Origin of the sequence: Spirillospora sp. CA-128828, assembly GCF_050945415.1 — a bacterium.
In the GTDB taxonomy this organism is placed as follows: Bacteria; Actinomycetota; Actinomycetes; order Streptosporangiales; family Streptosporangiaceae; genus Spirillospora.
Genome location: NZ_CP191986.1, coordinates 1,296,172 through 1,317,500 on the forward strand (window position 1 = coordinate 1,296,172; position 21,329 = coordinate 1,317,500).

Annotated in this window: 20 protein-coding genes and 1 riboswitch; of the genes, 16 read left to right on the plus strand and 4 right to left on the minus strand. The window is 71.1% G+C overall.

The features are described 5' to 3' along the window. Positions 1-99: 99 nt before the first annotated feature. Positions 100-2,229: a S8 family serine peptidase gene (locus ACQPXG_RS06750; RefSeq protein WP_433466748.1), complete on the plus strand. Its 2,130-nt coding sequence runs from the start codon at positions 100-102 to the stop codon at positions 2,227-2,229. 109 nt (positions 2,230-2,338) lie between these two features. Then, entirely contained in the window at positions 2,339-2,650 is a 312-nt protein-coding gene (locus tag ACQPXG_RS06755) for an SHOCT domain-containing protein (RefSeq protein ID WP_433466749.1), read from the plus strand. Positions 2,651-2,927: 277 nt separating this feature from the next. On the opposite strand, the gene ACQPXG_RS06760 is transcribed toward ACQPXG_RS06755, so the two are convergent. Then, complete coding sequence (locus tag ACQPXG_RS06760; protein ID WP_433466750.1) at positions 2,928-3,530, minus strand: MarR family winged helix-turn-helix transcriptional regulator; 603 nt, start codon at positions 3,528-3,530, stop codon at positions 2,928-2,930. A gap of 267 nt (positions 3,531-3,797) precedes the next feature. On the opposite strand from ACQPXG_RS06760, the gene ACQPXG_RS06765 reads away from it, so the two are divergent. From ACQPXG_RS06765 to ACQPXG_RS06775, 3 genes are all read left to right on the plus strand, one after another. Further along, the gene (locus ACQPXG_RS06765; protein WP_433466751.1) at positions 3,798-4,193 is read left to right on the plus strand and encodes a DUF3263 domain-containing protein; all 396 of its coding nucleotides are present in this window, start codon (positions 3,798-3,800) and stop codon (positions 4,191-4,193) included. A gap of 19 nt (positions 4,194-4,212) precedes the next feature. Then, the gene (gene otsB, locus ACQPXG_RS06770; RefSeq protein ID WP_433466752.1) at positions 4,213-5,034 is read left to right on the plus strand and encodes a trehalose-phosphatase; all 822 of its coding nucleotides are present in this window, start codon (positions 4,213-4,215) and stop codon (positions 5,032-5,034) included. Positions 5,035-5,229: 195 nt separating this feature from the next. Continuing rightward, a complete protein-coding gene (locus ACQPXG_RS06775; RefSeq protein ID WP_433466753.1) occupies positions 5,230-6,318 on the plus strand; it encodes a hypothetical protein in 1,089 nt (362 codons plus the stop codon). 45 nt (positions 6,319-6,363) lie between these two features. On the opposite strand, the gene ACQPXG_RS06780 is transcribed toward ACQPXG_RS06775, so the two are convergent. Then, complete coding sequence (locus ACQPXG_RS06780; protein WP_433466754.1) at positions 6,364-6,957, minus strand: PadR family transcriptional regulator; 594 nt, start codon at positions 6,955-6,957, stop codon at positions 6,364-6,366. A 145-nt stretch (positions 6,958-7,102) separates the two neighbouring features. Then, positions 7,103-9,199, minus strand: coding sequence for a protein kinase domain-containing protein (locus ACQPXG_RS06785; protein ID WP_433466755.1), 2,097 nt, complete (start codon positions 9,197-9,199; stop codon positions 7,103-7,105). Positions 9,200-9,252: 53 nt separating this feature from the next. Here ACQPXG_RS06785 and ACQPXG_RS06790 point away from each other — a divergent pair, with 53 nt between their 5' ends. After that, entirely contained in the window at positions 9,253-9,804 is a 552-nt protein-coding gene (locus tag ACQPXG_RS06790; RefSeq protein WP_141578537.1) for an RNA polymerase sigma factor, read from the plus strand. A gap of 90 nt (positions 9,805-9,894) precedes the next feature. Continuing rightward, positions 9,895-10,917, plus strand: a complete 1,023-nt coding sequence (locus ACQPXG_RS06795) for a sulfotransferase family protein (protein WP_433466756.1) — start codon at positions 9,895-9,897, stop codon at positions 10,915-10,917. Between the two features lie 79 nt (positions 10,918-10,996). Here ACQPXG_RS06795 and ACQPXG_RS06800 read toward each other — a convergent pair whose 3' ends face one another. Further along, positions 10,997-12,490, minus strand: a complete 1,494-nt coding sequence (locus tag ACQPXG_RS06800; protein WP_433466757.1) for an alpha,alpha-trehalose-phosphate synthase (UDP-forming) — start codon at positions 12,488-12,490, stop codon at positions 10,997-10,999. A 109-nt stretch (positions 12,491-12,599) separates the two neighbouring features. Here ACQPXG_RS06800 and ACQPXG_RS06805 point away from each other — a divergent pair, with 109 nt between their 5' ends. The 9 genes from ACQPXG_RS06805 to ACQPXG_RS06845 all read left to right on the plus strand — a co-directional run bounded on the left by ACQPXG_RS06805 (position 12,600) and on the right by ACQPXG_RS06845 (position 21,174). After that, a complete protein-coding gene (locus tag ACQPXG_RS06805) occupies positions 12,600-13,559 on the plus strand; it encodes a cation diffusion facilitator family transporter (protein ID WP_433466758.1) in 960 nt (319 codons plus the stop codon). A 94-nt stretch (positions 13,560-13,653) separates the two neighbouring features. Beyond that, a riboswitch (SAM riboswitch) is annotated at positions 13,654-13,795 on the plus strand. A gap of 15 nt (positions 13,796-13,810) precedes the next feature. After that, entirely contained in the window at positions 13,811-15,055 is a 1,245-nt protein-coding gene (thrC, locus tag ACQPXG_RS06810; RefSeq protein ID WP_433466759.1) for a threonine synthase, read from the plus strand. A 13-nt stretch (positions 15,056-15,068) separates the two neighbouring features. Continuing rightward, positions 15,069-15,344: a MoaD/ThiS family protein gene (locus ACQPXG_RS06815; protein WP_433466760.1), complete on the plus strand. Its 276-nt coding sequence runs from the start codon at positions 15,069-15,071 to the stop codon at positions 15,342-15,344. Between the two features lie 298 nt (positions 15,345-15,642). After that, positions 15,643-16,710 carry a hypothetical protein gene (locus ACQPXG_RS06820; protein WP_433466761.1) on the plus strand — a complete coding sequence of 356 codons (1,068 nt, stop codon included), beginning with the start codon at positions 15,643-15,645 and terminating at the stop codon, positions 16,708-16,710. A gap of 180 nt (positions 16,711-16,890) precedes the next feature. Further along, positions 16,891-17,292 (plus strand): hypothetical protein, encoded by a 402-nt coding sequence (locus tag ACQPXG_RS06825; RefSeq protein ID WP_433466762.1) that lies wholly within the window; start codon positions 16,891-16,893, stop codon positions 17,290-17,292. Between the two features lie 335 nt (positions 17,293-17,627). Then, positions 17,628-19,259: a chaperonin GroEL gene (gene groL, locus ACQPXG_RS06830; RefSeq protein ID WP_433466763.1), complete on the plus strand. Its 1,632-nt coding sequence runs from the start codon at positions 17,628-17,630 to the stop codon at positions 19,257-19,259. A 252-nt stretch (positions 19,260-19,511) separates the two neighbouring features. Beyond that, positions 19,512-20,096, plus strand: a complete 585-nt coding sequence (locus ACQPXG_RS06835) for a phospholipid scramblase-related protein (protein WP_433466764.1) — start codon at positions 19,512-19,514, stop codon at positions 20,094-20,096. 72 nt (positions 20,097-20,168) lie between these two features. After that, positions 20,169-20,759, plus strand: coding sequence for a phospholipid scramblase-related protein (locus ACQPXG_RS06840; protein WP_433466765.1), 591 nt, complete (start codon positions 20,169-20,171; stop codon positions 20,757-20,759). A 58-nt stretch (positions 20,760-20,817) separates the two neighbouring features. Further along, positions 20,818-21,174, plus strand: a complete 357-nt coding sequence (locus tag ACQPXG_RS06845; protein ID WP_433466766.1) for a hypothetical protein — start codon at positions 20,818-20,820, stop codon at positions 21,172-21,174. The last annotated feature ends 155 nt before the right edge of the window (positions 21,175-21,329 follow it).

Genomic DNA, 21,329 nt, shown 5'->3' on the forward strand with positions numbered 1-21,329 from the left:
GACGTGCCCTAATGTGCCGAGTGCCCGGGCCAAGGCCGGTTCGCGTGGCAGAATGTCAGCCGCCGTGAAGCGCGGCGGTCTGCCGGAGGGAGGGGCGGCGTGTCCGAAGCCGGTCGACGCCGTCCGGCGCGTGCCCGTCCGGCCCTGCCGCCGCACCGGCTCGGCGCCCGGACGACCGCGGCCCTCACCGTCCTGACGCTCGGCGCCGCCGTCGTCGTGCCGGCGGCGATGATCGACGGCGCCGCGGCGGAACGGCGGACCGTGCGCGGAGCCGCGGCCGGGGCCGTGGCCGCGCCGCTGCGGGGCGCGCCGACCGACCAGATCCGCTCCCGCGAGTGGCACCTGGACGTCCTGAGCGCCCAGAAGGCGTGGCGGTACTCCAGAGGGCGCGGCGTCACCGTCGCGGTCCTGGACACCGGCGTCGACAAGCGCCACCCCGACCTCACCGGGCGCGTGATCACCGGCCCGGACCTCACCGGCGGGCTGCGCCGCCCCGGCAGCCGCTACTGGGGCCTGCACGGGACCTCGATGGCCAGCATCATCGCAGGTCACGGCCATGGTCCGGGGCTGTCGCAGGGGATGATGGGGGTCGCGCCGCTGAGCCGCGTCCTGTCCATCCGCGTCACGCTGGAGAACGACGACCCGCTGCGGCGCGACAACGGGCAGCAGGCCGGCACCGGCGACCGCGACGCCGTCGCGCAGGGCATCCGCTACGCCGTCGACCACGGCGCCCAGATCATCAACATGTCCCTCGGCGGCGGGCGGCAGTCCTACAACGGCACCCCGTCGCAGGAGAAGGCGATCAGGTACGCGCTCGGCAAGGGCGTCGTGCTGATCGCCTCGGCGGGCAACGACGGCTCCGGGGCGAACCGCAAGAACTTCCCCGCCGCCTACCCGGGCGTGATCGCCGTCGGGGCGCTCGACCGAAGGCTGCGCCTCTGGAAGGACAGCAACCGGCGTTCCAACGCCGCCGTCTGCGCGCCCGGCGTCGAGATCGTCAGCGCCGACGCCAGCAACGGCTACGTCGTCGGCACGGGCACGAGCGCGTCGTCGGCGATGGTCGCCGGGGTCGCCGCGCTCGTCCGCTCGCGCTACCCGCGGCTGAGCCCGGAGGAGGTCAGGCGGGCGCTCGTGCAGGGATCGCCGGCCCGGCCCGGCCACCCGACCGGCTCCACCGAGTGCCGCGGGACGGTCGACGCCGCCCGCACGCTCGTCGCCGCCAACACGATCAACAAGACGTCCAGCGGGCCGGTGGAGACGCCGCCGCCCTCGTCGCCCGCGCCCGCGCCCGCGGCGCGGTCGTCCGCCCGCGACTCCGGCTTCCTGCTTCCGCTCGTCCTCGGCGGCGGCGGGCTGCTGGTCGTCGTCGGGCTCATCCTCGGCTGGCGGCAGCGGCGGCGCCCGGAGGAGGAGACCGGCGACACCGACACCGTCGCCGACTACGGGCTTCCGTCCGCGCCGTCCGCGCCGCGCGAACCCGCCGTCGCGGTGTCGTCCGGGACGCCCGCACCGTCCGCGGTGTACGCGGCGCCCACGGTCGCGCCGGTCAGCACGCCGCTCTTCCAGAACACCGAGGTGTACCAGGGGCCCGCCTTCGGGGAGGACGTCCCGCCGCAGGACACCGCCTCACTCTGGGACGCGCCGCAGCCGGAACCCTCGCCGCTGGACGCGCCGGTCTGGGACGCCGCATCGGACCGTCCCGGGCGGGACGGGGAGCCGCCGCTCGCCCCCGTCGAGCCGAAGCAGCCCCCGGTCATGTCGAGCGAGCTGCGTCCGTTCGTCCCCGGCGAGTTCACCGCCGGCGGCAGCGGCACCAACGGGAACGGCGTCAACGGGCACGGCACGAACGGGCACGACGTCCTCAACGGCGACGGCGACGGTGTTTCCGGGCTCAACGGCTCGGCGCGGGACGAGCCGCCCGCCCTGGACGACGACGCCTGGGAGGCGTTCCGCCGCGGCGTGCTCGACACGCCGGACGTCCCCGAGAGCGAGACGCCCGCTCCGCCCGCCGCCGTATTCCCGGAGCCGCCCGCGGAGCCGCCGCTCCCGCCCGTACCTCCGGCGGACGAGCTGTCCACCGGCGCGATCCCCATCGTCCCGCCGGCCGGTCCCGCCGACCCCGAACCGCCGGAGTGGCCCGTCCCACCGCCGGACCAGCCCGGCGACGAGCCGCGCGGACGGCACTCGCGCCCCGCCGACGACGAGGACTACCGGCCGCCCTGGTGGTGATCGCGGTACTCCGGCGGGCGTAGCGCGAGTGACTCCGGCCAGACGATGCGGCCCCCCGTACCCGTCGCCGAGCATCGACGTATCCGAACACAGGAAGGGTCGATGAGCCATGGTGACGACGTTGGCGACGCAGGCGATGGCGATGCACCCGGGCGGTTGGCACGACGGCTGGCAAGACCGAGGGGACGCGCCCGCCTTCTGGCCGGTCTTCCCGATCACGTTCGGCCTGTTCTGGCTGGCCGTGCTGGGGACCGCCTTCTACTTCATCCGCCGCCGGATGAACACGACCGCCGCGGCGGCCGCTTCGGCGGCCGACCCGATGGCCAAGGCGCAGTCGGTGCTCGCCGAGCGGTTCGCCCGCGGCGAGATCGACGAGGACGAGTACCTCATGCGCATGTCCGCCCTCCGCAACGGCGCCTGACCCATCCCCCGAAGGCGCCGGCCGGCCCGGCAAACCCCGACCGACCGGCGCCTTCCGCTCGGCTGGTGCTCTGCACCGGGGCGCCGGTCAGTGCCCTTTCTGCCGGCCGCCCCATGGACCCCAAGGCAAGGGCCGACTAACCGACGCCTGCCGCTCCGCAGGTGCTCTGCTCCGGGCGCCGGTCAGTGTCCTTCTTGGGGGGCCGGCCCCCGAAACCCCGGCAAGGGCCGATCAAGCGGCGCCTTTTGCTCGGCTGGTGCTCTGGGCCGGGGGTGGCTTAGTCGGCGGCGGCTTCTTCGAAGATGCGGCCGATGCCGTCCGGGTACATCGGTGCCTGGACGGCCGCGTCGGCGAACCGGGTGAGCAGCCGAGCGAACTCGGCCCGCTCCCGTGCCGACCAGCCGATCATCAGCTCGTCGAGGTAGGCGCGGCGGAACCGGTCGGAGACCTGCTTGACGCGCCGTCCGGCGTCGGTCAGCCCGAGGTTGGCGCGGCGCGCGTCCACCGGGGACGGGCGCCGGGACACCAGCCCGGCGTCGAGCGCGTGCCCGACGAGCCGGCTCGCGGTGGACGGGTCGATCTCCAGCCGCTCCGCCACGGCGCCGACGGTCACCTCGCAGGACGGGTCGTCCGCGCATTCCGCCTTGGTGAGGGCGGCGACCGCGTTCACCACCATGAGGTTCGACAGTTGCAGCGGGCGTCCGTCCGTCCCGGCGGAGGTCTGGGCGCGGACCCGCTTCACGAGTTCCGGCTTGGCCCAGACGCGGCGCAGATGGAACAGCGCCATCGCGATCTCCGAGAGAGCGGTGCCGGAATGGCTCCCGTCCCGGGACGCGTCCGGCTCGCCGGGCGGTCCCGTGGCGGAGGTCTCCGTCGCCATGCAAGGTCTCCGTTCCGTGTTCGCCGTTCCGGACGCCGCGAACCACCCACTCTAACGCATGTAGTGTGCATATGTTTGCACGCCACCGGGACCGGCGTTCTCCATGTGACACACGGCGCGAAAGAGTCCCAGGTGAACGGGGATGTGATGCACTGGACCACCTGCATTCCTTCCCCGCGAACCACCGGAACTTGTCGTCCCGGACGCGTAGCATGGCACCCGCCCGAACCCGGACGACCCGGGATCAGTAACCACAGAGGGGACCTGATGCGAGCGGCGAACGCCCCCGGTGACCCCCGCGGCGACGTCCCCCCGCAGGACGCGACCACGGACGACGCACCACCCCCGAGCCCCCCGGCCGAGCCCGCCGCCGACGACGAGGGCGGGGTGGACGGCGCCGCCTTCCGCGCAGGCGGGCTCGACGAGCGCGACCGCCGGATCCTCGCCTTCGAACGGCAGTGGTGGAAGCACGCCGGCGCCAAGGAGCAGGCCATCCGCGAGATGTTCGACATGTCGGCGACGCGGTACTACCAGCTTCTCAACATCCTGATCGACCGGCCCGAGGCGCTCGAGTGCGACCCCATGCTCGTCAAGCGCCTTCGCCGGATGCGGACACAGCGGCAACGCAGCCGCGCCGCGCGCCGACTCGGCATCCGGCCCTGATCTGACCAACACTGGTCACGTGAACTCTCCCCGCCCTGTGACGGCCGCCGGTGCCGACGGCCTTGACGCGATCCGTAAGAACCCCGCCGGGGCCGTGCTCGGCTTCGACTTCGACGGCACGCTGGCGCCGATCGTGGCCGATCCGGCCTCGGCGCGGGCCCATCCGGGCGCGGCCCCGGCCCTCGCCCGGCTGGCCCCGCTGGTCGGCGCCCTGGTCATCATCACCGGACGTCCCGCGGCCGTGGCCGTCGAGTACGGCGGCTTCGAGGGCATCGACGGGCTCGTCGTCCTCGGCCAGTACGGGCTCGAACGGTGGGAGTCCGGCGTGCTGACCGAGCCGGAGCCGCCGCCCGGCGTCGCCGAGGCCCGCGCGAAGTTGCCGGGCGTCCTCGCGGCGGCCGGGGCCCCGCCCGAGACCTTCGTCGAGGACAAGGGGCAGGCGCTCGCCGTGCACACCCGGCGGTGCGCCGAACCCGAGGTCGCGCTCGAACGGCTGCGGAGCATCATGGCCGCGCTCGCGGAACGCACCGGGCTGACCGTGGAGCCCGGCCGGCTCGTCCTCGAACTGCGCCCGCACGGCATGGACAAGGGGAAGGCGCTGCGCTCGGTCATCGACGACCGCGGGGCCCGCCCGTCCGCCGTGCTGTTCGCGGGGGACGACCTCGGCGACCTGGCCGCGTTCGACGCCGTCGAGTCGCTGCGCGCGCAGGGCGTGCCCGGCGTGCTGGTGTGCAGCGGGTCCACGGAGGTCACCGCGCTCGCCGAGCGGGCGGACATGGTGGTCGATGGCCCGGCCGGGGTGGTCGGCCTCCTCGACGGACTCGCCGGCTCCCTCTCCTGACTCTCTTTCCTGACCGCGCCGCCCGCGCCGTCGGTGTTGTCGCCCAAGTGACAAGAGTCACAGCCGGACTTGTCGTATCTCGCGAGACTCCGGTGGTCCGCATGGACGCGACGTCCAATTGAGCCAAAATATGGTGAATTGCGGTAAGTGTGGCTTCACGGGGGAGTCACACAATGGACATCGGGAGGCTAGACGGTGGACACGGAACGGGGACTTCCGCGCCGTCCGGGCGAGATCAGGCACACGCCTGCCCAGGGCATCCCGAAGGTCACCCCGAGAGAGGGAACACCCGTCCAGCCGCCCGGCGCCCCGATCCCGCCGAGCGCCCCGACCAGCCCCATCGTCCAGGCGACTCCTGCCCCCCGTCCCGCGCCGGGTGCCCACCCGCCCCAGCAGGGGCCGCCGCGGGTCTGGGGTGCGCCTCCGCGGTCGCCGGCTCCCGACCGGGCGGCGCGGGTCGGGGCCGCGGAGTGGGCCGCCGTCCCCGAGGCGCAGGACGCCTACTCCGGGCGGGAGGAGCGGCCGTCCACACCGGAGCCGATGGGCGTCCGGGAGACCAGCGGCGTCCAGGTGCGGCTCGGGTCGCGGGATCGCGAGCGGGAACGCCGGGCCGCGCGCCGGCGCGCGGGACGCCGCGGCGGTCTCGTCGCGGCGGGCGTGCTCGTCCTCGCCGGGCTGGTCACGATCGGGCTCGTCCTGACGCCCGGCTCCGGCGACGAGGACGCGGCGGACGCACCGCCGGCCGCCGGTGACCAGGCGCCGAACGGCGGCGGGCTGCCCCTGGCGGGATCGCCCATCACGGTGGGCACCGCCGACGGCTCCAAGTACCGGATCGCCGCGGTGACGGCCGGGGTGAGCGACGGGGTGACGACGTTCCAGACCTCGCCCCCGTCCGGGACGGCGTTCCCCTACATCGAGTACATCCTCGGCAACCCGACGGACCAGAAGGTCCTGCTCGACTTCCCCGGCGATGTGTTCGTCAAGCGCGACCTCGTCACGCCGGAGGCGCGGGGACGCTGCATGCCGCAGGCCGGCGTCCCCGAGGTCATGTGCACGCCGCCGACCAAGAGCCAGATCGTGCGTCGTCTCGCGGGCGGTTCGCTGATTCCGGGGGACGGCGGCGACAAGTACCTCGCGCCGGGCGCCTCGTACCTGGTGCGCGCCACGGTCGACGTCCCCGTCAATCGCACGGTCAGGCGCTCGGACATGGGCCTGTACGTGTGGAAACAGCTCTACATGGCAGACCGGCTCGCCAAGCAGGCGCCCTTCCCGAGCGGAAGGTGAAACCGCCGTGGCCGGGTCGGCCACGGCGGTTCCGGTCGTTCCGGCTCACTCGGCTTCGGGATCATCGGCGAGGATTCCGTAGAGGCGGCGGCGGGCGTCGTTGACCACGTCCAGCGCACGCGCCTTCTGTGTCTCGCTGCCGACGGCCATCACCTGCTGGAGGGCGACCATCAGCTGGCCGATCGCCTCGCGTCCGCGCAGGACGTTCTCGCCGGCGGCCTCGGTGACCTCGTCCCAGGGGGCGGTGGTCTGCGCCGCCGCCTCCTCGCGGCCCGCGTCGGTGAGGGAGAACAGCCGCTTGCCGCCGTCCTCCTCGCTGCTGACCAGGCCCTCGTCCTCCAGCATCTGGAGTGTCGGGTAGACCGAGCCGGGGCTCGGCCGCCAGACACCGCCGGTTCGGCCGTCCAGCTCCTGGATCATCTCGTAGCCGTGCATGGCCCGCTCGGCGAGCAGGGCGAGCAGCGCCGCCCTGACGTTGCCGCGCCGGGTCCGCCGTCCGCGGCCACCGCGGCCGCGATGACCGGGACCCGGGCCGAACCCCGGACCGCCGGGCCCCCACGGGCCGAACGGATCGCCGCGCCGGCCGCGCTCCTGCGGTCCGCGGAAGCCGCCGCGCCTTGTCTTCGTGTGCTCGTGCATCGCATACTCCTTCGTTGGTGATCGGTTGCGATGCATTAACGATATATCGGAAACATGTCGCAATGCAACCCCCGGTCGGGCATGCCGATGTCCCGGCGTCCGCTGCCGGACGTCGGGTGGGGGGTTGCTCGCCGATTCGGGCGGGTTAGGGGCCGGTCACCTTGAGGTTGTCGAGGATGTCCTTGGTGGCGTTGCGGTTGTCGGTCTCCTTGACGCGGATCCACAGACCGAACTTGCCGGACTTGTCCTTGAGGCCGACCTCGGTGACCGACGCGGTGCCGGTCTTGCAGGCGGTGAAGCGGGTGATCGTCCCGCTGAGGGCACCGTCCGGGGTGGTGTAGTTCTCCGGCGCGGCCTTCGTGCACTGCGGGTGGACGGACGCGCTCGGCGGCGGAAGCTGGCCCTGGCGCAGATCCGTGGTCACGCCGATGAAGACTCCGGGGCCCTTGCCGTTGCCGAGGAACGCGGCCTTGTCCGGGGTCGCGCGGAGCACCGGCCGCGGCTGGCCGTCGTTCAGGTTGACGGTGGACGGCGTCCACGTCTGCTCCTGCTGCTGCTTCGGCCAGGCTTTCGGCGCCGCGGCCTTGATCTTGCCGGCGTTGTCGGAGATCGCGACGAAGTCCTTCGGGATCGCCGGCGCCTTCTTGTCCTTCTTGTCCTTGCCGCCGCCGGAGAACATCAGGCCGAGCGCCAGCCCGCCGACCACCGCGACCACCAGCACGACCGCCGTGATGATCAGCGGCGTGGCGAACTTCTTCGGCGCACCGCCGCCCTTCCTGCCGCCCTGCCCGCCGCCTTGGACGGGCCCCTGGGGCGGAGGCTGGAATCCGGTGGGCGGGGCTCCGTACGGCTGCTGGCCGCCGGGGCCCATCGGCTGCATGGGAGCGCCCTGCGGTGCGGCGTTCTGCGGTCCGGCGTTCTGCGGTCCGGCGTTCTGCGGGCCCGGCTGGGGCGCGAACACGGCCGTCTTGTCGTTGTCCTGCGGCTGGGGCTGCTGCTGTTCCGGCCGGTACGCGATCGTCCGGTCATTGTCGTTGTCCGGGGCGGTGGGGCCCTCGACCTGACCGAACGGCGTGCCGCGACCGCTCGGGGAGTCCACGACCGTCGCGCCGCCCTCCGGCATCCGTGGCGGGACCTGCATCTCGGACGTGTGGACGTCGTCCTCGCCGGACTGCTCGAACCGCGTCCGCATCCCCGGCGGAACGCCCTGCGGCGCCGGACCGGGCTGCCCTGGGCCGGGCTGTCCCGGGCCCGCCTGTCCTGGGCCGGGCTGCTGCCCTGGGCCGGGTTGCTGGGCGGGTCCGGGCTGCTGGGCCTGGACGCCTTCGCTGTAGAAGTCCTGGACGGTCGCGTCCGCGTCGACCCGCGGCGCTTGCGGCGGGTACGCAGGCGCGGGTCCGGGCTGCTGGGCGGGGCCGGGGCCGGGCGCCGCGGGCCCGCTCGGGGCGGGTGTCGGACGCAACGTGGACAGGGCCTCGGCGAACGCCTCGGCGGTCGGCCACCGCTTCTCCCGCTCGACCTCCAGCGCCCGCAGGATGACCTGGTCGAACGCCGGGGGCAGCCCCTCCCGCATCTCGCTCGGCGCCTTCTTGACCGGCGCGGGACCGGGGGCGCGCCCGGTGACCATGTGGTAGGTCAGCGCGCCGAGGCCGTACACGTCGGCGCGGACGTCCAGCCCGCCGCCGAACCGCGCCTGCTCGGGCGACATGTATCCGGGCGTGCCGACCGGAAGCGTGAACGCCCCGGAGGCGTGCGCGAGGGCCTTGGCGAGCCCGAGGTCGGCGATGAGCAGTTTCTCGCCGCCGTCCGGCGTCGACTGGAACAGCACGTTGGACGGCTTGAGGTCGCGGTGGATCACGCCCAGCGTGTTGATGACCTCGACGCCGTAGGCGATCTGCTCGGCGAGCGCGACCGCGTCGTTGACCGGAAGCGGTCTTTCCCGCATGCGGTCGCCGAGCGTCCCGCGATCCGCGTACGACATCACGAAGTAGGGCCGTCCGTCCGGCAGCTCCCCGATGTCGTGGACACGGACCAGCCGCTCGGAGTCGGCTCGGCGCAGGATCCGAGCCTCCTCCAGGAAACGGTTGCGCACGTCGAGATCGTCGATCAGGCTCTCGTTGAGGACCTTAATCGCGACCTTGGACTCCAGGGCGTCGTCGTGCCCCAGCCACACGGCGGCGAACGCCCCGGCCCCCAGGACGCGATCGATCCGGTAACGGCCTACTGAAGGTGGGAACGACACTCCCGTATCATCCCAGCAAACGGGGTGAGCGCGCGAACGAGCATTGAGGCGGCATGGCATTCGACGAGAGGACCGAGGAGCTGGCGGTGAAGGCCGCGCAGGGCGACCAGGGCGCCCTCAACGAGCTCCTCCGCAGGATCGAGCCGGACGTGCTGCGGCACAGCTCCCGGTTCCTGCCCTGCCGGCAGGACGCCGAGGAGGCGTGCCAGGACGCGTTGCTGCAGGTCGCGAGGAACATCCACCGGTTCGAGGGCCGGTCGCGGTTCAGCACCTGGCTGCACGTCGTCGTTGCGAACTCGGCCCGCTCCACCTACCGGTCGCTGAAGCGGCGTTCGGTCGAGCAGGCGGGCGAGCTTCCGCAGCAGCGTCCCGACCCGCGCCGGACCAGCGTCATCGCCGGGTCCCGGGTCGACATCCTGGACGCCATGGAGGACCTGGAGGCCCGCAAGCCCGACCTCATCCAGGCGCTCGTCCTGCGGGACGTCTCGCAACTGGAGTACGCGGAGATCGCCGAGCAGCTCAAGCTTCCGCTCGGCACGGTCAAGTCCCGTATCCACGAGGCCCGCAAGCAGGTCAGGCAGACGCTCGGCGAGTCCTACACCTGATCCGGGGCCCGTCAAAGGTCGGTAATCAGGCGGCAACGGTGCGTCCAGTATCGGTGCCGTGAGCTGGGCGTCTGCACCAGCATGCGGTGCATGTCACCAGGACCGGCCTCCCGCCACGACCGCCCGCTCTTCGTCCTCGGCTGCCCGCGCTCGGGGACGACGCTGCTGCGGCTGATGCTGCACTCGCACGCCCGAATCGCGATCCCGGCGGAGACGAAGTTCGTCCTGCCCGCCTATACGGAACGGTGCGAGTTCGGTGACCTCCGGGTGAGGGAGAACAGGCGGGCGCTCGCGGAGTGGATCACGAGTGACCGGTCCACGAAGGTCCACGCGCTCGGCATGGACGCCGCCGACCTCGTCGACGAGATAACCGCCGGACCGCCGAGCCTCGGCTCGGCGGTCGGCATCGTGTTCCGCGCCTACGCCCGCCTGCACGGCAAGCAGCGCTGGGGCGACAAGCGCCCGAGCTACTCCCAGCACGTCGGGGCGCTGCTGCGGATGTTCCCCGACGCGCAGTTCGTCCACCTCGTCCGGGACGGCCGGGACTGCGTCGCGTCGCTGATGGAGATGCCCTGGTTCGACGGGGACGTCCACCACGCCATCTCCGCCTGGCGGGAGACGATCGACCGCGGCCGCCGGCTCGCCGAACGCCTCGGCCCCGACACCTACTACGAACTGCAGTACGAACGGCTCGTCGCCGACCCCGCCGACGAGGTGACCCGGCTCTGCGGGTTCCTCGGCGAGGACTTCGACCCGGCCATGACGCGCCCCGAGGGCCTCGCGAAGCAGATCGTCCCGTCCCGGAAGAAGTGGCACGGACGCACGCACGACGCCGTCACGACCAGCCGCGTCGGATCGTGGGCGGAACGCCTCGACCCGTGGGAGATCAGCCTGGCCGAGGCCGCGTTCGGCGAACGGCTCGCCGAGTACGGCTACGAGCCGAGCGGCCTGCCGAAGCCCCCCGCGTCCCAGCTCGCCCGGTTCACCCGGACCGCCGCCCACCGCCGCATGGCCCAGCACAAGGCCGCGCTGCGCGAACGCTGGAAGCAGCACCACGAGCCGAACCCCGTCGAGTCCCTCCTCGCCGCCGAGCACCCGAGCCCCGCCACCTGACCCGCGGCGTGTCGCCCTTACGCCCGAAGGGCGGCACGCCGCAACCCACCGTGCGCCCGCCTCTCGGTGCGGCCGGTGCTCAGTCGAGGGCGGCGAGCTGGTCGGCGAACCAGCGTTGCGGGGGGAGTGCGGTCGCGGCGGCGGCGAGGCGGGCGCAGCGATCGGCCCGCTGGGCGCGCGGCATGAGCAGGGCCTGGTGCAGGGCCTCCGCCGTCTGCGACACGTCGTAGGGGTTGATCATCAGCGCGTCCCCGGACAGCTCCGCCGCCGCGCCCGCCTCTCGCGACAGCACCAGCGCGCAGCCCTGCTCCGACAGGACGGGCCCCTCCTTCGCGACGAGGTTCATTCCGTCACGGATCGGGTTCACCAGCAGGACGTCCGCCAAGCCGTAGGCAGCGAGGGAGCGCGGATAGTCGTCGTTCACCTGCAGGATCAGCGGTTCCCAGTCGGCCGTGCCGAACTCGTCGGAGATCTGCTTGGCCATCTCCTGGACGGCCGCCGTGTACTCCCGGTATTCGGGCAGGTCGTACCGGGACGGGTAGGCGAACGCCAGGTGCACCACACGGCCACGCCACTCGGGATGGTTGACGAGCAGTTCACGGTAGGCGGCGAGACCACGCACGATGTTCTTGGACAGTTCGGTCCGGTCGATGCGCACGATGAGCTGACGGTCGCCCACTTGTTCCCGCAGCGCGCGCGCCCGCTCAGCGACGTCCTGTTCGGCGGCGCGTTGGCGCAGAGCCGTCCCGTCGACGCCGAGCCCATGCACGCCTACGCGCGTGGTGTGGCCCGACCACGTGACCGTACGGGAGGCGCGGTCGACGCGGGCGCCGGGCAGCAGTTCGCAGCAGTCGAGGAACGCCAAAGCCCATCGCTCGGTGAGGAACCCCGCGTGGTCGGCGCCGAGGATGCCGAGAAGGATCTGCCTGCCGATGTCGTCTGGGAGCAGCCTGTAGTACTCGGGTGGCGCCCAAGGCGTGTGTGAGAAATGGGCGATTTTCAGGTCCGGGCGACGATCGCGCAGCATCCGTGGTGCCAGCGACAAGTGATAGTCCTGGATCGCCGCCTTCGCTCCCTGGGCGGCGTCCCGTGCCAGGGCGTCCGCGAAGGCCGCGTTGTACGCCTCATAGGACTGCCAGTCGCGGCGGGCACGAGCATCGAAATGCGGGTTGCGCGGGGTGTCGTACAGAAGGTGATGGACGAACCACAGCGTCGAGTTGGCAACGGCGTTGTACGCGCGGTGGAACGTGGCCGCGGGAATGTCGAGCATCCGTACCGCCGCGCCGCCGGTCTCGTAGCCCGCGAGATCCAGGCGGCCGTCCGGTGAACGGCGGGCGGCCGTCCGATCGGCCTCGCCCAGGCTCGCGCAGACCCACAGTACGTCCGGGGTCTCGGCGGACGGCTCGGAACGCGTCCCGGCCGGGCGCGACGGGCCGGGGTCGCGCGGGGCGCCCGTGACGGCGGCGAGGCCGGACACCAGTCCGCCGCCCCCGCGCCGCATGGTGAGCTCGCCGTCGTCCGACAGCGAGAACGACACCGGACCCCGATTCGATGCCACCAGCACTTGGCTCATACCGGCAGGGTCTCAGTTGTGGCCGAGGCGCTTCAAAGTGACCCGCGTGGTGCGGGTCACTGCGTGCATTGCCCCGATTAGCCGGGAGTGCGGCGGGTACCCGACCGGAATGAGCAGGTCCGAGACGACGAAGACCGTGCTCGTCGCCGGTGCCGCGAACCTCATCCTCGCGATCACCAAGCTGTTCGCCGGCCTGCTGGCCGGGTCCAGCGCGATGCTCGCGGAGAGCGCGCACTCCGTGGCGGACACCCTCAACCAAGGCTTCCTCTTCACCTCCCTGCAGCGCAGCGAGCGGCCCCCCGACCCGCGCCACCCCTTCGGCTACGGAAACGAGCGGTACTTCTGGTCGCTGCTCGCCGCGTTCGGCATCTTCGTGGCCGGCGCCGGATTCTCGATCTTCGAGGGCATCCTGACCATGACCGGCCACGGCGGCACCGGGACGACGGTGTGGCTCGCCTACGCCGTCCTCGCCCTCGGCGCGCTGCTGGAGGGGACGTCCTGGATCCGCGCCTTCTACCAGGCGCACAAGGAGACCCGCGACAACGGCCGCGACATCGTCGACCATGTCCGGCGGTCGCCCGACGTGACGTTCAAGACCGCGCTGTTCGAGGACACCGCCGCGATGATCGGCCTCGCGCTCGCCGCGGGCGGGCTGGTGCTGCGCCAGATCACCGGGTCCGAATTCTGGGACGGGCTCGCGTCCGTCCTCATCGGGCTGCTCCTCGTCGTCCTCGCCTTCGGGATCGGACGGGAGAGCATGGGCCTGCTCATCGGGCAGGCGGCCGACCCGGCCGCGCAGCGCGACATCCGCGCCGAGATCCTCCGCACCGCCGGTGTGACCGGCGTGGACGAGCTGCTCACCATGCACTTCGGCCCCGAGCAGATCCTCGTCGCCGCCAAGGTCAACTTCTCCGACGACATCAGCGCCGACCAGGCCGAGGACGTCGCCGGCGAGATCGACCGGCGGCTCCGGGAGCGGCTCCCGATCGTCCGGCACGTGTTCCTCGACCCCACCCAGCGCACCGTCCCGCTAGGCGTCGACCGCGTGATCAAGAACTCACCCGGGTAACGTCTCAATCGGTGGACCCGCCTGTCTGGCATCCGGTCAGTTCATGTAAAGTCACGCATACGAGTTCAAACTGCTCGTTCTCACAACTGAATACCGCTCATCCAGAGGGGTGGAGGGACCGGCCCTGTGAAGCCCCGGCAACCACCCGGCTGACGCGCGCTCGCGATCCTGCGAGGCCGGCCGGGAGATGGTGCCAACTCCGGCCTGCGACCAAGGTGGCGCAGGGAAGATGGGGAGAAAGGCCTCGCTTCATGGCACTCACGCCTGCCACAGACCTCGGACCGGCTACCGCCCTCGTCTGTCGCGAATGCAGCTCCACCCGCGACCTCGGGCCCTTCTACGCCTGCGAGGAGTGTTTCGGCCCCCTGGAGATCGCCTACGACTTCGAGGGCGTCACCAGGGCCGGCATCGAGTCCGGGCCCCGCAACATCTGGCGGTACCGCGGGCTGCTGCCCGTCCCGTCCAACGTCGCGGACACGCCCAACACCGAGCCGGGCCTGACCCGCCTCGTCCGCGCGGACAACCTCGCGGAGAGCCTCGGCCTGCAGAGCCTGTGGGTGAAGGACGACAGCGGCAACCCGACCCACTCGTTCAAGGACCGCGTCGTCGCCGTCGCGCTGGCCGCGGCCCGCGAGCTGGGCTTCAAGGTGCTGGCCTGCCCGTCCACCGGGAACCTGGCCAACGCCGTCGCCGCCGCGGCGTCCCGCGCCGGCATCCGCAGCGCGGTGTTCGTCCCGTCCGACCTAGAATCCCAGAAGATCATCACGACGGCCGTGTACGGCGGGACGTTCGTGACGGTCGACGGCAACTACGACGACGTGAACCGCCTCGCCTCGGAGATCGCCGGCGAGCAGGACGACTGGGCGTTCGTGAACGTCAACGTCCGCCCGTACTACGCCGAGGGCTCCAAGACGCTCGGCTACGAGATCGCCGAGCAGCTCGGCTGGCGGCTGCCGGACCAGATCGTCGTCCCGGTCGCGTCCGGCTCCCAGCTCACCAAGATCGACAAGGCCTTCCAGGAGCTGATCAAGCTGGGCCTGGTCGAGGACAAGCCGTACCGCGTCTTCGGCGCCCAGGCCGCCGGCTGCGACCCCGTCGCCGCCGCGTTCAAGGCCGGGCACGACGTCATCCGTCCGGTGAAGCCCGACACGATCGCCAAGTCCCTCGCCATCGGCAACCCGGCCGACGGCCCCTACGTCCTGGACGTCACCCGCCGCACCGGCGGCGCCGTCGAGGACGTCACCGACGAGCAGGTCGTCGAGGGCATCCGGCTGCTCGCCCGCACCGAGGGCATCTTCGGCGAGACCGCGGGCGGCGTCACGGTCGCGACGCTCCGCAAGCTCATCGAGAACGGCACCCTCGACCCGTCCGCCGAAACAGTGATCATCAACTCCGGGGACGGACTGAAGACGCTGGACGCCGTCGCCCCGGTCGTCGCGCCGAGCGCGAACATCGCCCCGTCCCTGGACGCGTTCCGCGCCGCCGGCCTCGCCTGAGAAAAGGAGCACCATGAGCGTTTCCGTGCGAATTCCGACGATCCTGCGGACCTACACCGGTGGCGAGTCCGAGGTGAAGGCCGAGGGCGCCACCCTGCGCGCCGTCGTCGCCGATCTGGAGGCCGGTTACTCCGGCATCTCCGCGCGCATCCTGGACGACGCCGGCAAGATCCGCCGCTTCGTGAACGTGTACGTCGGCGACGAGGACGTCCGCTTCGCCGACGGCCTCGACACCCCGACTCCGGAAGGCGTCCAGATCTCCATCATCCCCGCCGTAGCGGGCGGCTGACACGTTTTCGCCCCAAGCCCCGGCACGTCCATCGTGCCGGGGCTTTTCCATGCACACCGGGCGAATCTCTGACTTTCTTGCGACGGAAATGCCCGGTTGACGGCTGGACCTGGCTAATTGTTTCGCCGATCGCCCTGAAACACGCATGGGAAAAGCTTTAGTTAAATCGAAGGCCGCTACTTGATCTTGGTGACGACCTCTCCAACGCTTGTGTTTCACAATTGCTTCTTCCTGGAAGATTGAAGCCGGAGTGGCGCTCCACAGGGCGTCGATCAGGCTTACGAGAGTGAGGAAAGGCATGAAGCGCATTTTGCGCACGGTGGCCGTGTCCGGAATAGCGATGGGGGCGGCAGTCCTCGCGGCTCCCTCGGCCATGGCGGACATCAACTTCTACGCGGTGGAGAAGGCGTACGTCGGGCACAACGGCCCCACGTACGTCAGCGAGAAGGGCCCGGGCGACCTGATGTTCACGGACATCGTCAAGTCGCCCCACGCCAAGCCGGTGATCGGCAACAAGCCGGTGAAGACCGGCGACATCACCACGACTCTCCACGGCGGGAAGCACAACACGGCCGTCACCAGCATCGAGGGCGCCGAGCAGGAGTCGACCAAGAAGGGTCACGGCAAGGGCTCCCACGAGCAGGCCGCGCCGATGCAGGGTGAGCAGCAGGCCGCCCCGCAGCAGGACACGCTGCAGGCGGCCCCGCAGCAGGGTGCGGAGCAGGCCGCGCCGCAGCAGGACGCTCAGCAGGCCGCGCAGCAGCAGGACGCTCAGCAGAACGCGCCCCAGCAGGGTGCCGAGCAGGCGGCCCCGCAGCAGGACGCCCAGCAGGCCGCGCAGCAGCAGGGTGCGGAGCAGGCGGCCCCGCAGCAGCAGGGTGCGGAGCAGGCGGCCCCGCAGCAGGACGCTCAGCAGGCCGCGCAGCAGCAGGACGCTCAGCAGAACGCGCCCCAGCAGGGTGCCGAGCAGGCGGCCCCGCAGCAGGACGCCCAGCAGGCCGCGCAGCAGCAGGGTGCGGAGCAGGCGGCGCCCCAGCAGGACGCTCAGCAGGCCGCCCCGCAGCAGGGTGCGGAGCAGGCCGCCCCGCAGTCGGCGCAGCGGCGGGCCTCGAACCCGGACCCCAAGGAGGTGAACATCCACGCGGTGAAGAAGGCGGCCGTCGGCCAGAACGGCCCCGTGCGCGTCAGCGAGAAAGGCCCTGGCGACGCCATCTTCACGAACTTCACCGCGTCGCCGCGCGCGGTCGCCATCGTCGGGAACAAGTCGGTGAAGACCGGCGACATCTCCACCAAGCTCTACGACGGCAAGGGCAACACCGTGGTCAACGCGGTGTCGGGGTCCGAGCAGGAGTCGAACAAGCGGTAACCCGCAGCTCCTAGGGGGCACCGAAGCACAACGGCCGCTCCGGACTCGCGCATCGAATCCGGAGCGGCCTTCCCATCTCACCTCGACAGCGGTGGTGGGCCCCGCAAAGTACATGGAACGCGGGGCCCGCCGTTACGTGACCACGGCACCACGGTGTGCGGTCCCCCTAGGATCCCCCGAATGATGAAAGGGACCCTGTGGCGTTGGCTGGGCGCGCTCGCCCCGGCCCTTGCCGCCTTGTGCGTTCTCGGCTTTTGGGGCATGTCCGCTCTTCAGGGCCGCGCCGACCGAGCCCGCGAGTTCGACTGCCTGCACGATCGCGCCGCCGCGCACTGGAGCCACGGCTACGGCGCATGGCTCCCCATCGGCGTCCTCGCGACCTCGGCGCTGGTTCTCGTCCTCGCGGTGGCGGTCCTCGTGGCCGGCGCCCGTTCCCCTCTCTGGGCGCGGCTCGTCTGCTTCCCGTTGGTCTTGTTCTCCGTCCTCGCCCTCGCCCTGGCCGGCATGACGACCCACGACTACTTCGCCTTCCCCGGCAGCGACATCTCCACGGTCAACAGCGCCCCCTGCGGAGTCGGCTGAGACAGCTTCAAAGTGAGTCGCTCGGCCTCGGCACGAGGCTGTCCAGCACGGGCCACCGCGTCCATCGGCGTCCACCGCGGCGGCACCCTGGTCAGGGCCGGTCCGGGCAGGCGGGGAGACACCCCGGGTGGGGATGTGTGGTGCTTGCACTCGGCAGGGTAGAGTGCTAAACAAACGGTTGGCACTCTGCTGTGGAGAGTGACAACTTCACACAGTCTGGGTCGGGGCGATGAGGTCTCAGTCCGGCGGCGGAATGGCAGTCGTCGGCGGGGCCGTCCGTCGCGGGCGTCGGCTCGATCCGTCTAAGCCACCTTGTTCCGGGAGGACTGGAGCCTATGGCTGCAAAGATGATCGCGTTCGACGAAGAGGCCCGCCGCGGTCTCGAGCGCGGCATGAACCAGCTCGCCGACGCCGTGAAGGTGACCCTTGGTCCCAAGGGCCGCAACGTCGTGCTGGAGAAGAAGTGGGGCGCCCCCACGATCACCAACGACGGTGTGTCGATCGCCAAGGAGATCGAGCTCGAGGACGCGTGGGAGAAGATCGGCGCGGAGCTCGTCAAGGAAGTAGCGAAGAAGACCGACGACGTCGCGGGTGACGGCACCACCACGGCGACCGTGCTGGCCCAGGCGCTGGTGCGCGAGGGGCTGCGCAACGTGGCGGCCGGCGCGAACCCGATGTCGCTGAAGCGCGGCATCGAGGCCGCGGTCGAGCGGGTCAGCGAGGAGCTGTCCAAGCTCGCCAAGGACGTGGAGACCAAGGAGCAGATCGCCTCCACGGCGTCCATCTCCGCGGGTGACCCGCAGATCGGCGAGATGATCGCCGAGGCGATGGACAAGGTCGGCAAGGAAGGCGTCATCACGGTCGAGGAGAGCCAGACCTTCGGTCTGGAGCTCGAACTGACCGAGGGGATGCGCTTCGACAAGGGCTACATCTCGCACTACTTCGTGACCGACCCCGAGCGGATGGAGGCGACCCTAGAGGACCCGTACATCCTGATCGTTCAGGGCAAGGCCTCGGCCAACAAGGACCTGCTGCCCGTCCTTGAGGGCGTCATGCAGTCCGGCAAGCCGCTGCTGATCATCGCGGAGGACGTCGAGGGCGAGGCGCTGGCCACCCTGGTCGTCAACAAGATCCGCGGGATCTTCAAGTCCGTGGCCGTGAAGGCGCCGGGCTTCGGCGACCGCCGCAAGGCCATGCTGGGCGACATCGCCACGCTGACCGGCGGCCAGGTCATCAGCGAGGACGTGGGTCTCAAGCTGGAGAACACCACGACCGACATGCTGGGCCGCGCCCGCAAGGTCGTCATCACCAAGGACGAGACCACCATCGTGGACGGCGCCGGTGACGCCAACGAGATCGCGGGCCGGGTCAACCAGATCCGCACCGAGATCGACAACACCGACTCCGACTACGACCGCGAGAAGCTCCAGGAGCGCCTGGCGAAGCTCGCGGGCGGTGTCGCGGTCATCAAGGCCGGTGCCGCGACGGAGGTCGAGCTCAAGGAGCGCAAGCACCGCATCGAGGACGCCGTCCGCAACGCCAAGGCCGCGGTCGAGGAGGGCATCGTCCCCGGCGGTGGCGTCGCGCTGCTGCAGGCCGGCACCAAGGCGTTCGACAAGCTGGAGCTCGCGGGCGACGAGGCCACAGGTGCCAACATCGTCAAGCGCGCTCTGGAGGAGCCGCTGAAGCAGATCGCCGTGAACGCCGGCCTCGAGGGCGGCGTCGTGGTGGAGCGGGTCCGCAACCTGACCCCGGGTGAGGGCCTGAACGCCGCCACCGGCGACTACGTCAACATGTTCGAGTCGGGCATCCTCGACCCGGCCAAGGTGACCCGGTCCGCGCTGCAGAACGCCTCGTCGATCGCCGCGCTGTTCCTGACCACCGAGGCCGTCATCGCCGAGAAGCCCGAGAAGAACCCGGCCCCGGCGGGCGACCCGTCCGGCGGCATGGGAGGCATGGACTTCTGAGCGAGTTCCCAGCTCCCACGGGCAGCTGAAGGGGCGGTTCCAACCGGAACCGCCCCTTTCGCATGCTCGGGTGTCCGCCATCCGACCCCGCCATGGCCGCGGTGAAGGGCGCCTGCTCGTTCCAGGTCTGGGGCCTCCCACGGCCCGGATCGGAATCCATCCGGTGGGCGCCGGGGCAGCGCCCGATCGTCCGCGTTGCCGGGGGTTTCCACTCGGTCGTCCCGTCCTGGAGACCTGCCATCATGCGGATCCATGACGGACCTCTTCAATTCCTCGGTTCTGCGCGTCGATCAGCCCCGCGGCGCCCCGGCGGCGCGTTCTCGGTACCGGGTGTATGACGGTCAGGGCACGCTGCTCGCGACCGCGGAGGAGCGGGACGTCTCCGTGCTCCGCCAGACGGTCAGGACCGCATTCGGTGGTAGTGATGCCGGCCGCACCGTCCATGTCGAGAACGCGCAGGGCGTGCCGCTCCTGGTGGTGGAGAAGCAGAACGCGAGAAGCACCCGGGTGTGCACTCCCGAGGGTGGTCAGATCGGGGCACTGCAGAACAAGAAGCTGTACGAGTACACGCTTCTGGACGCGTCGGGAGGTCTCGTCGGTCGGCTGGACGGCAATCGGCTCGGCCGCAAGTTCGCCGCACTGGACGCCTACGGCAACCACGTCGCGCAGGTGGAGAAGAGATGGAAAGGCGTGGCCACCGAAATACTGACAACCGCCGACCGGTACTCGGTGGAGATCTACCAGCCCCTCGCCGATCCGCTCCGCGTACTGGTGGTCGCGGCGCCGCTGGCGATCGATCTCATGCTGTACGAAGGCAAGGACTGGCCGATCGGATAGCCCGCCGGCCGAAGGACTTTCGCGTACCGTAAGGGCCGGCATGACTCGCCGGCGACGAGGCTAGGAGAATGCATGGGCGACCCTTTCAGTTCCTCCACGCTCAGGGTCGAGCAGCCTCGACGGGGACCGTTCGCCAAGTCGCGGTACAAGGTGCTGGACGGTGACGGCGCCGTCCTTGCCATCGCGGCGCCGACGGACGACCAGGGAGGCAACGCGGTCATGCGGGGCGTGTTCCCCGGAAAGTCGAATCTCGACGCCCGGGCGGTCCTGCTGACGACACCCGACGGCGACCCGCTGCTCATCGTCGACAAGCTGAGCGGGCGGGAGTACACGGAGGTCCTGCGGCCGGACGGCGAGCGGGTCGGGTCCTACGTCACCGAGAGAGTCGGCCGCCGCTATGTCATCTATGACGACGACGGCACGCTGATCGGCGCGATCGACGTGGACGTGCCGCGTAACAACTTCGAGGTGAAGGACGGCGACGGCGCCAAGGTGGCGCACGTGCGCAAGAAATGGGCCGGGCTCGCCACGCACTTGCTGACGACGGCCGACAAGTACTCGGTGGAGATCGCCGACCCCGTCCGGGAGCCGCTGCGGACGATGGCGGTGATGACGGCGATCGTCATGGACATGAACCTTCACGAGGCGAAAGAGATCACCTGAGCCGGCACGCGTTTCGCGAGGGCTTCACGGCTCCCACGAGGCGAGGTACGTTCTGTCCGTGCAGGCCATGCCCGGGCGCTCGAACGGCTGGCGCGTCTCGCCGGCCATTCCGACGATCGCCAATTGCGTGCTGGCCGGTCTCTGGGCCTTCTCGGCCCTCGGTGGCTGGGGCGACGCCGCCTTCTGCGGTGAGGACGAGCGGCACGACCCGGGATGCGGCGCCGGATTCGACGACGCGGTGCGGTTCTCGGCACCGGTGGCCGTCATCGCCACGGCCGTCGCCGTGACCGCGTGGGCGATGCCCGGCATCCGGCACCGGCCCGACCGGCTGGACGCCCTGCTCACCGTCGCGGCCTTCGTCTGGATCCTGGCCGAGGGAGTTCTCTTCGTGGGCGGGTACCTGGCCAAACCGTGATGAGGCCTCGCCGGCGGTCGACGTTGCCGAAAAGAAACATTGGCGGGCTGGAATGCGTTGTTCGACTGGTTCGGGAGGGGTGAAGCAGGACAAAACCCGAGGTCGGACGGGTGGCGAAGCGCCTCCGTGGCGGTTGGCGGGCGGATCGACGACAT

Bases quoted from the DNA above. Each gene is read 5' to 3' on its own strand.
- ACQPXG_RS06755 (WP_433466749.1), top strand. From the start codon at position 2,339: ATGGTGACGACGTTGGCGACGCAGGCGATGGCGATGCACCCGGGCGGT.
- ACQPXG_RS06760 (WP_433466750.1), bottom strand. From the start codon at position 3,530: ATGGCGACGGAGACCTCCGCCACGGGACCGCCCGGCGAGCCGGACGCG.
- ACQPXG_RS06765 (WP_433466751.1), top strand. From the start codon at position 3,798: ATGCGAGCGGCGAACGCCCCCGGTGACCCCCGCGGCGACGTCCCCCCG.
- ACQPXG_RS06780 (WP_433466754.1), bottom strand. From the start codon at position 6,957: ATGCACGAGCACACGAAGACAAGGCGCGGCGGCTTCCGCGGACCGCAG.
- ACQPXG_RS06790 (WP_141578537.1), top strand. From the start codon at position 9,253: ATGGCATTCGACGAGAGGACCGAGGAGCTGGCGGTGAAGGCCGCGCAG.
- ACQPXG_RS06795 (WP_433466756.1), top strand. From the start codon at position 9,895: ATGTCACCAGGACCGGCCTCCCGCCACGACCGCCCGCTCTTCGTCCTC.
- ACQPXG_RS06800 (WP_433466757.1), bottom strand. From the start codon at position 12,490: ATGAGCCAAGTGCTGGTGGCATCGAATCGGGGTCCGGTGTCGTTCTCG.
- ACQPXG_RS06805 (WP_433466758.1), top strand. From the start codon at position 12,600: ATGAGCAGGTCCGAGACGACGAAGACCGTGCTCGTCGCCGGTGCCGCG.
- thrC (WP_433466759.1), top strand. From the start codon at position 13,811: ATGGCACTCACGCCTGCCACAGACCTCGGACCGGCTACCGCCCTCGTC.
- ACQPXG_RS06815 (WP_433466760.1), top strand. From the start codon at position 15,069: ATGAGCGTTTCCGTGCGAATTCCGACGATCCTGCGGACCTACACCGGT.
- ACQPXG_RS06820 (WP_433466761.1), top strand. From the start codon at position 15,643: ATGAAGCGCATTTTGCGCACGGTGGCCGTGTCCGGAATAGCGATGGGG.
- ACQPXG_RS06825 (WP_433466762.1), top strand. From the start codon at position 16,891: ATGATGAAAGGGACCCTGTGGCGTTGGCTGGGCGCGCTCGCCCCGGCC.
- groL (WP_433466763.1), top strand. From the start codon at position 17,628: ATGGCTGCAAAGATGATCGCGTTCGACGAAGAGGCCCGCCGCGGTCTC.
- ACQPXG_RS06835 (WP_433466764.1), top strand. From the start codon at position 19,512: ATGACGGACCTCTTCAATTCCTCGGTTCTGCGCGTCGATCAGCCCCGC.
- ACQPXG_RS06840 (WP_433466765.1), top strand. From the start codon at position 20,169: ATGGGCGACCCTTTCAGTTCCTCCACGCTCAGGGTCGAGCAGCCTCGA.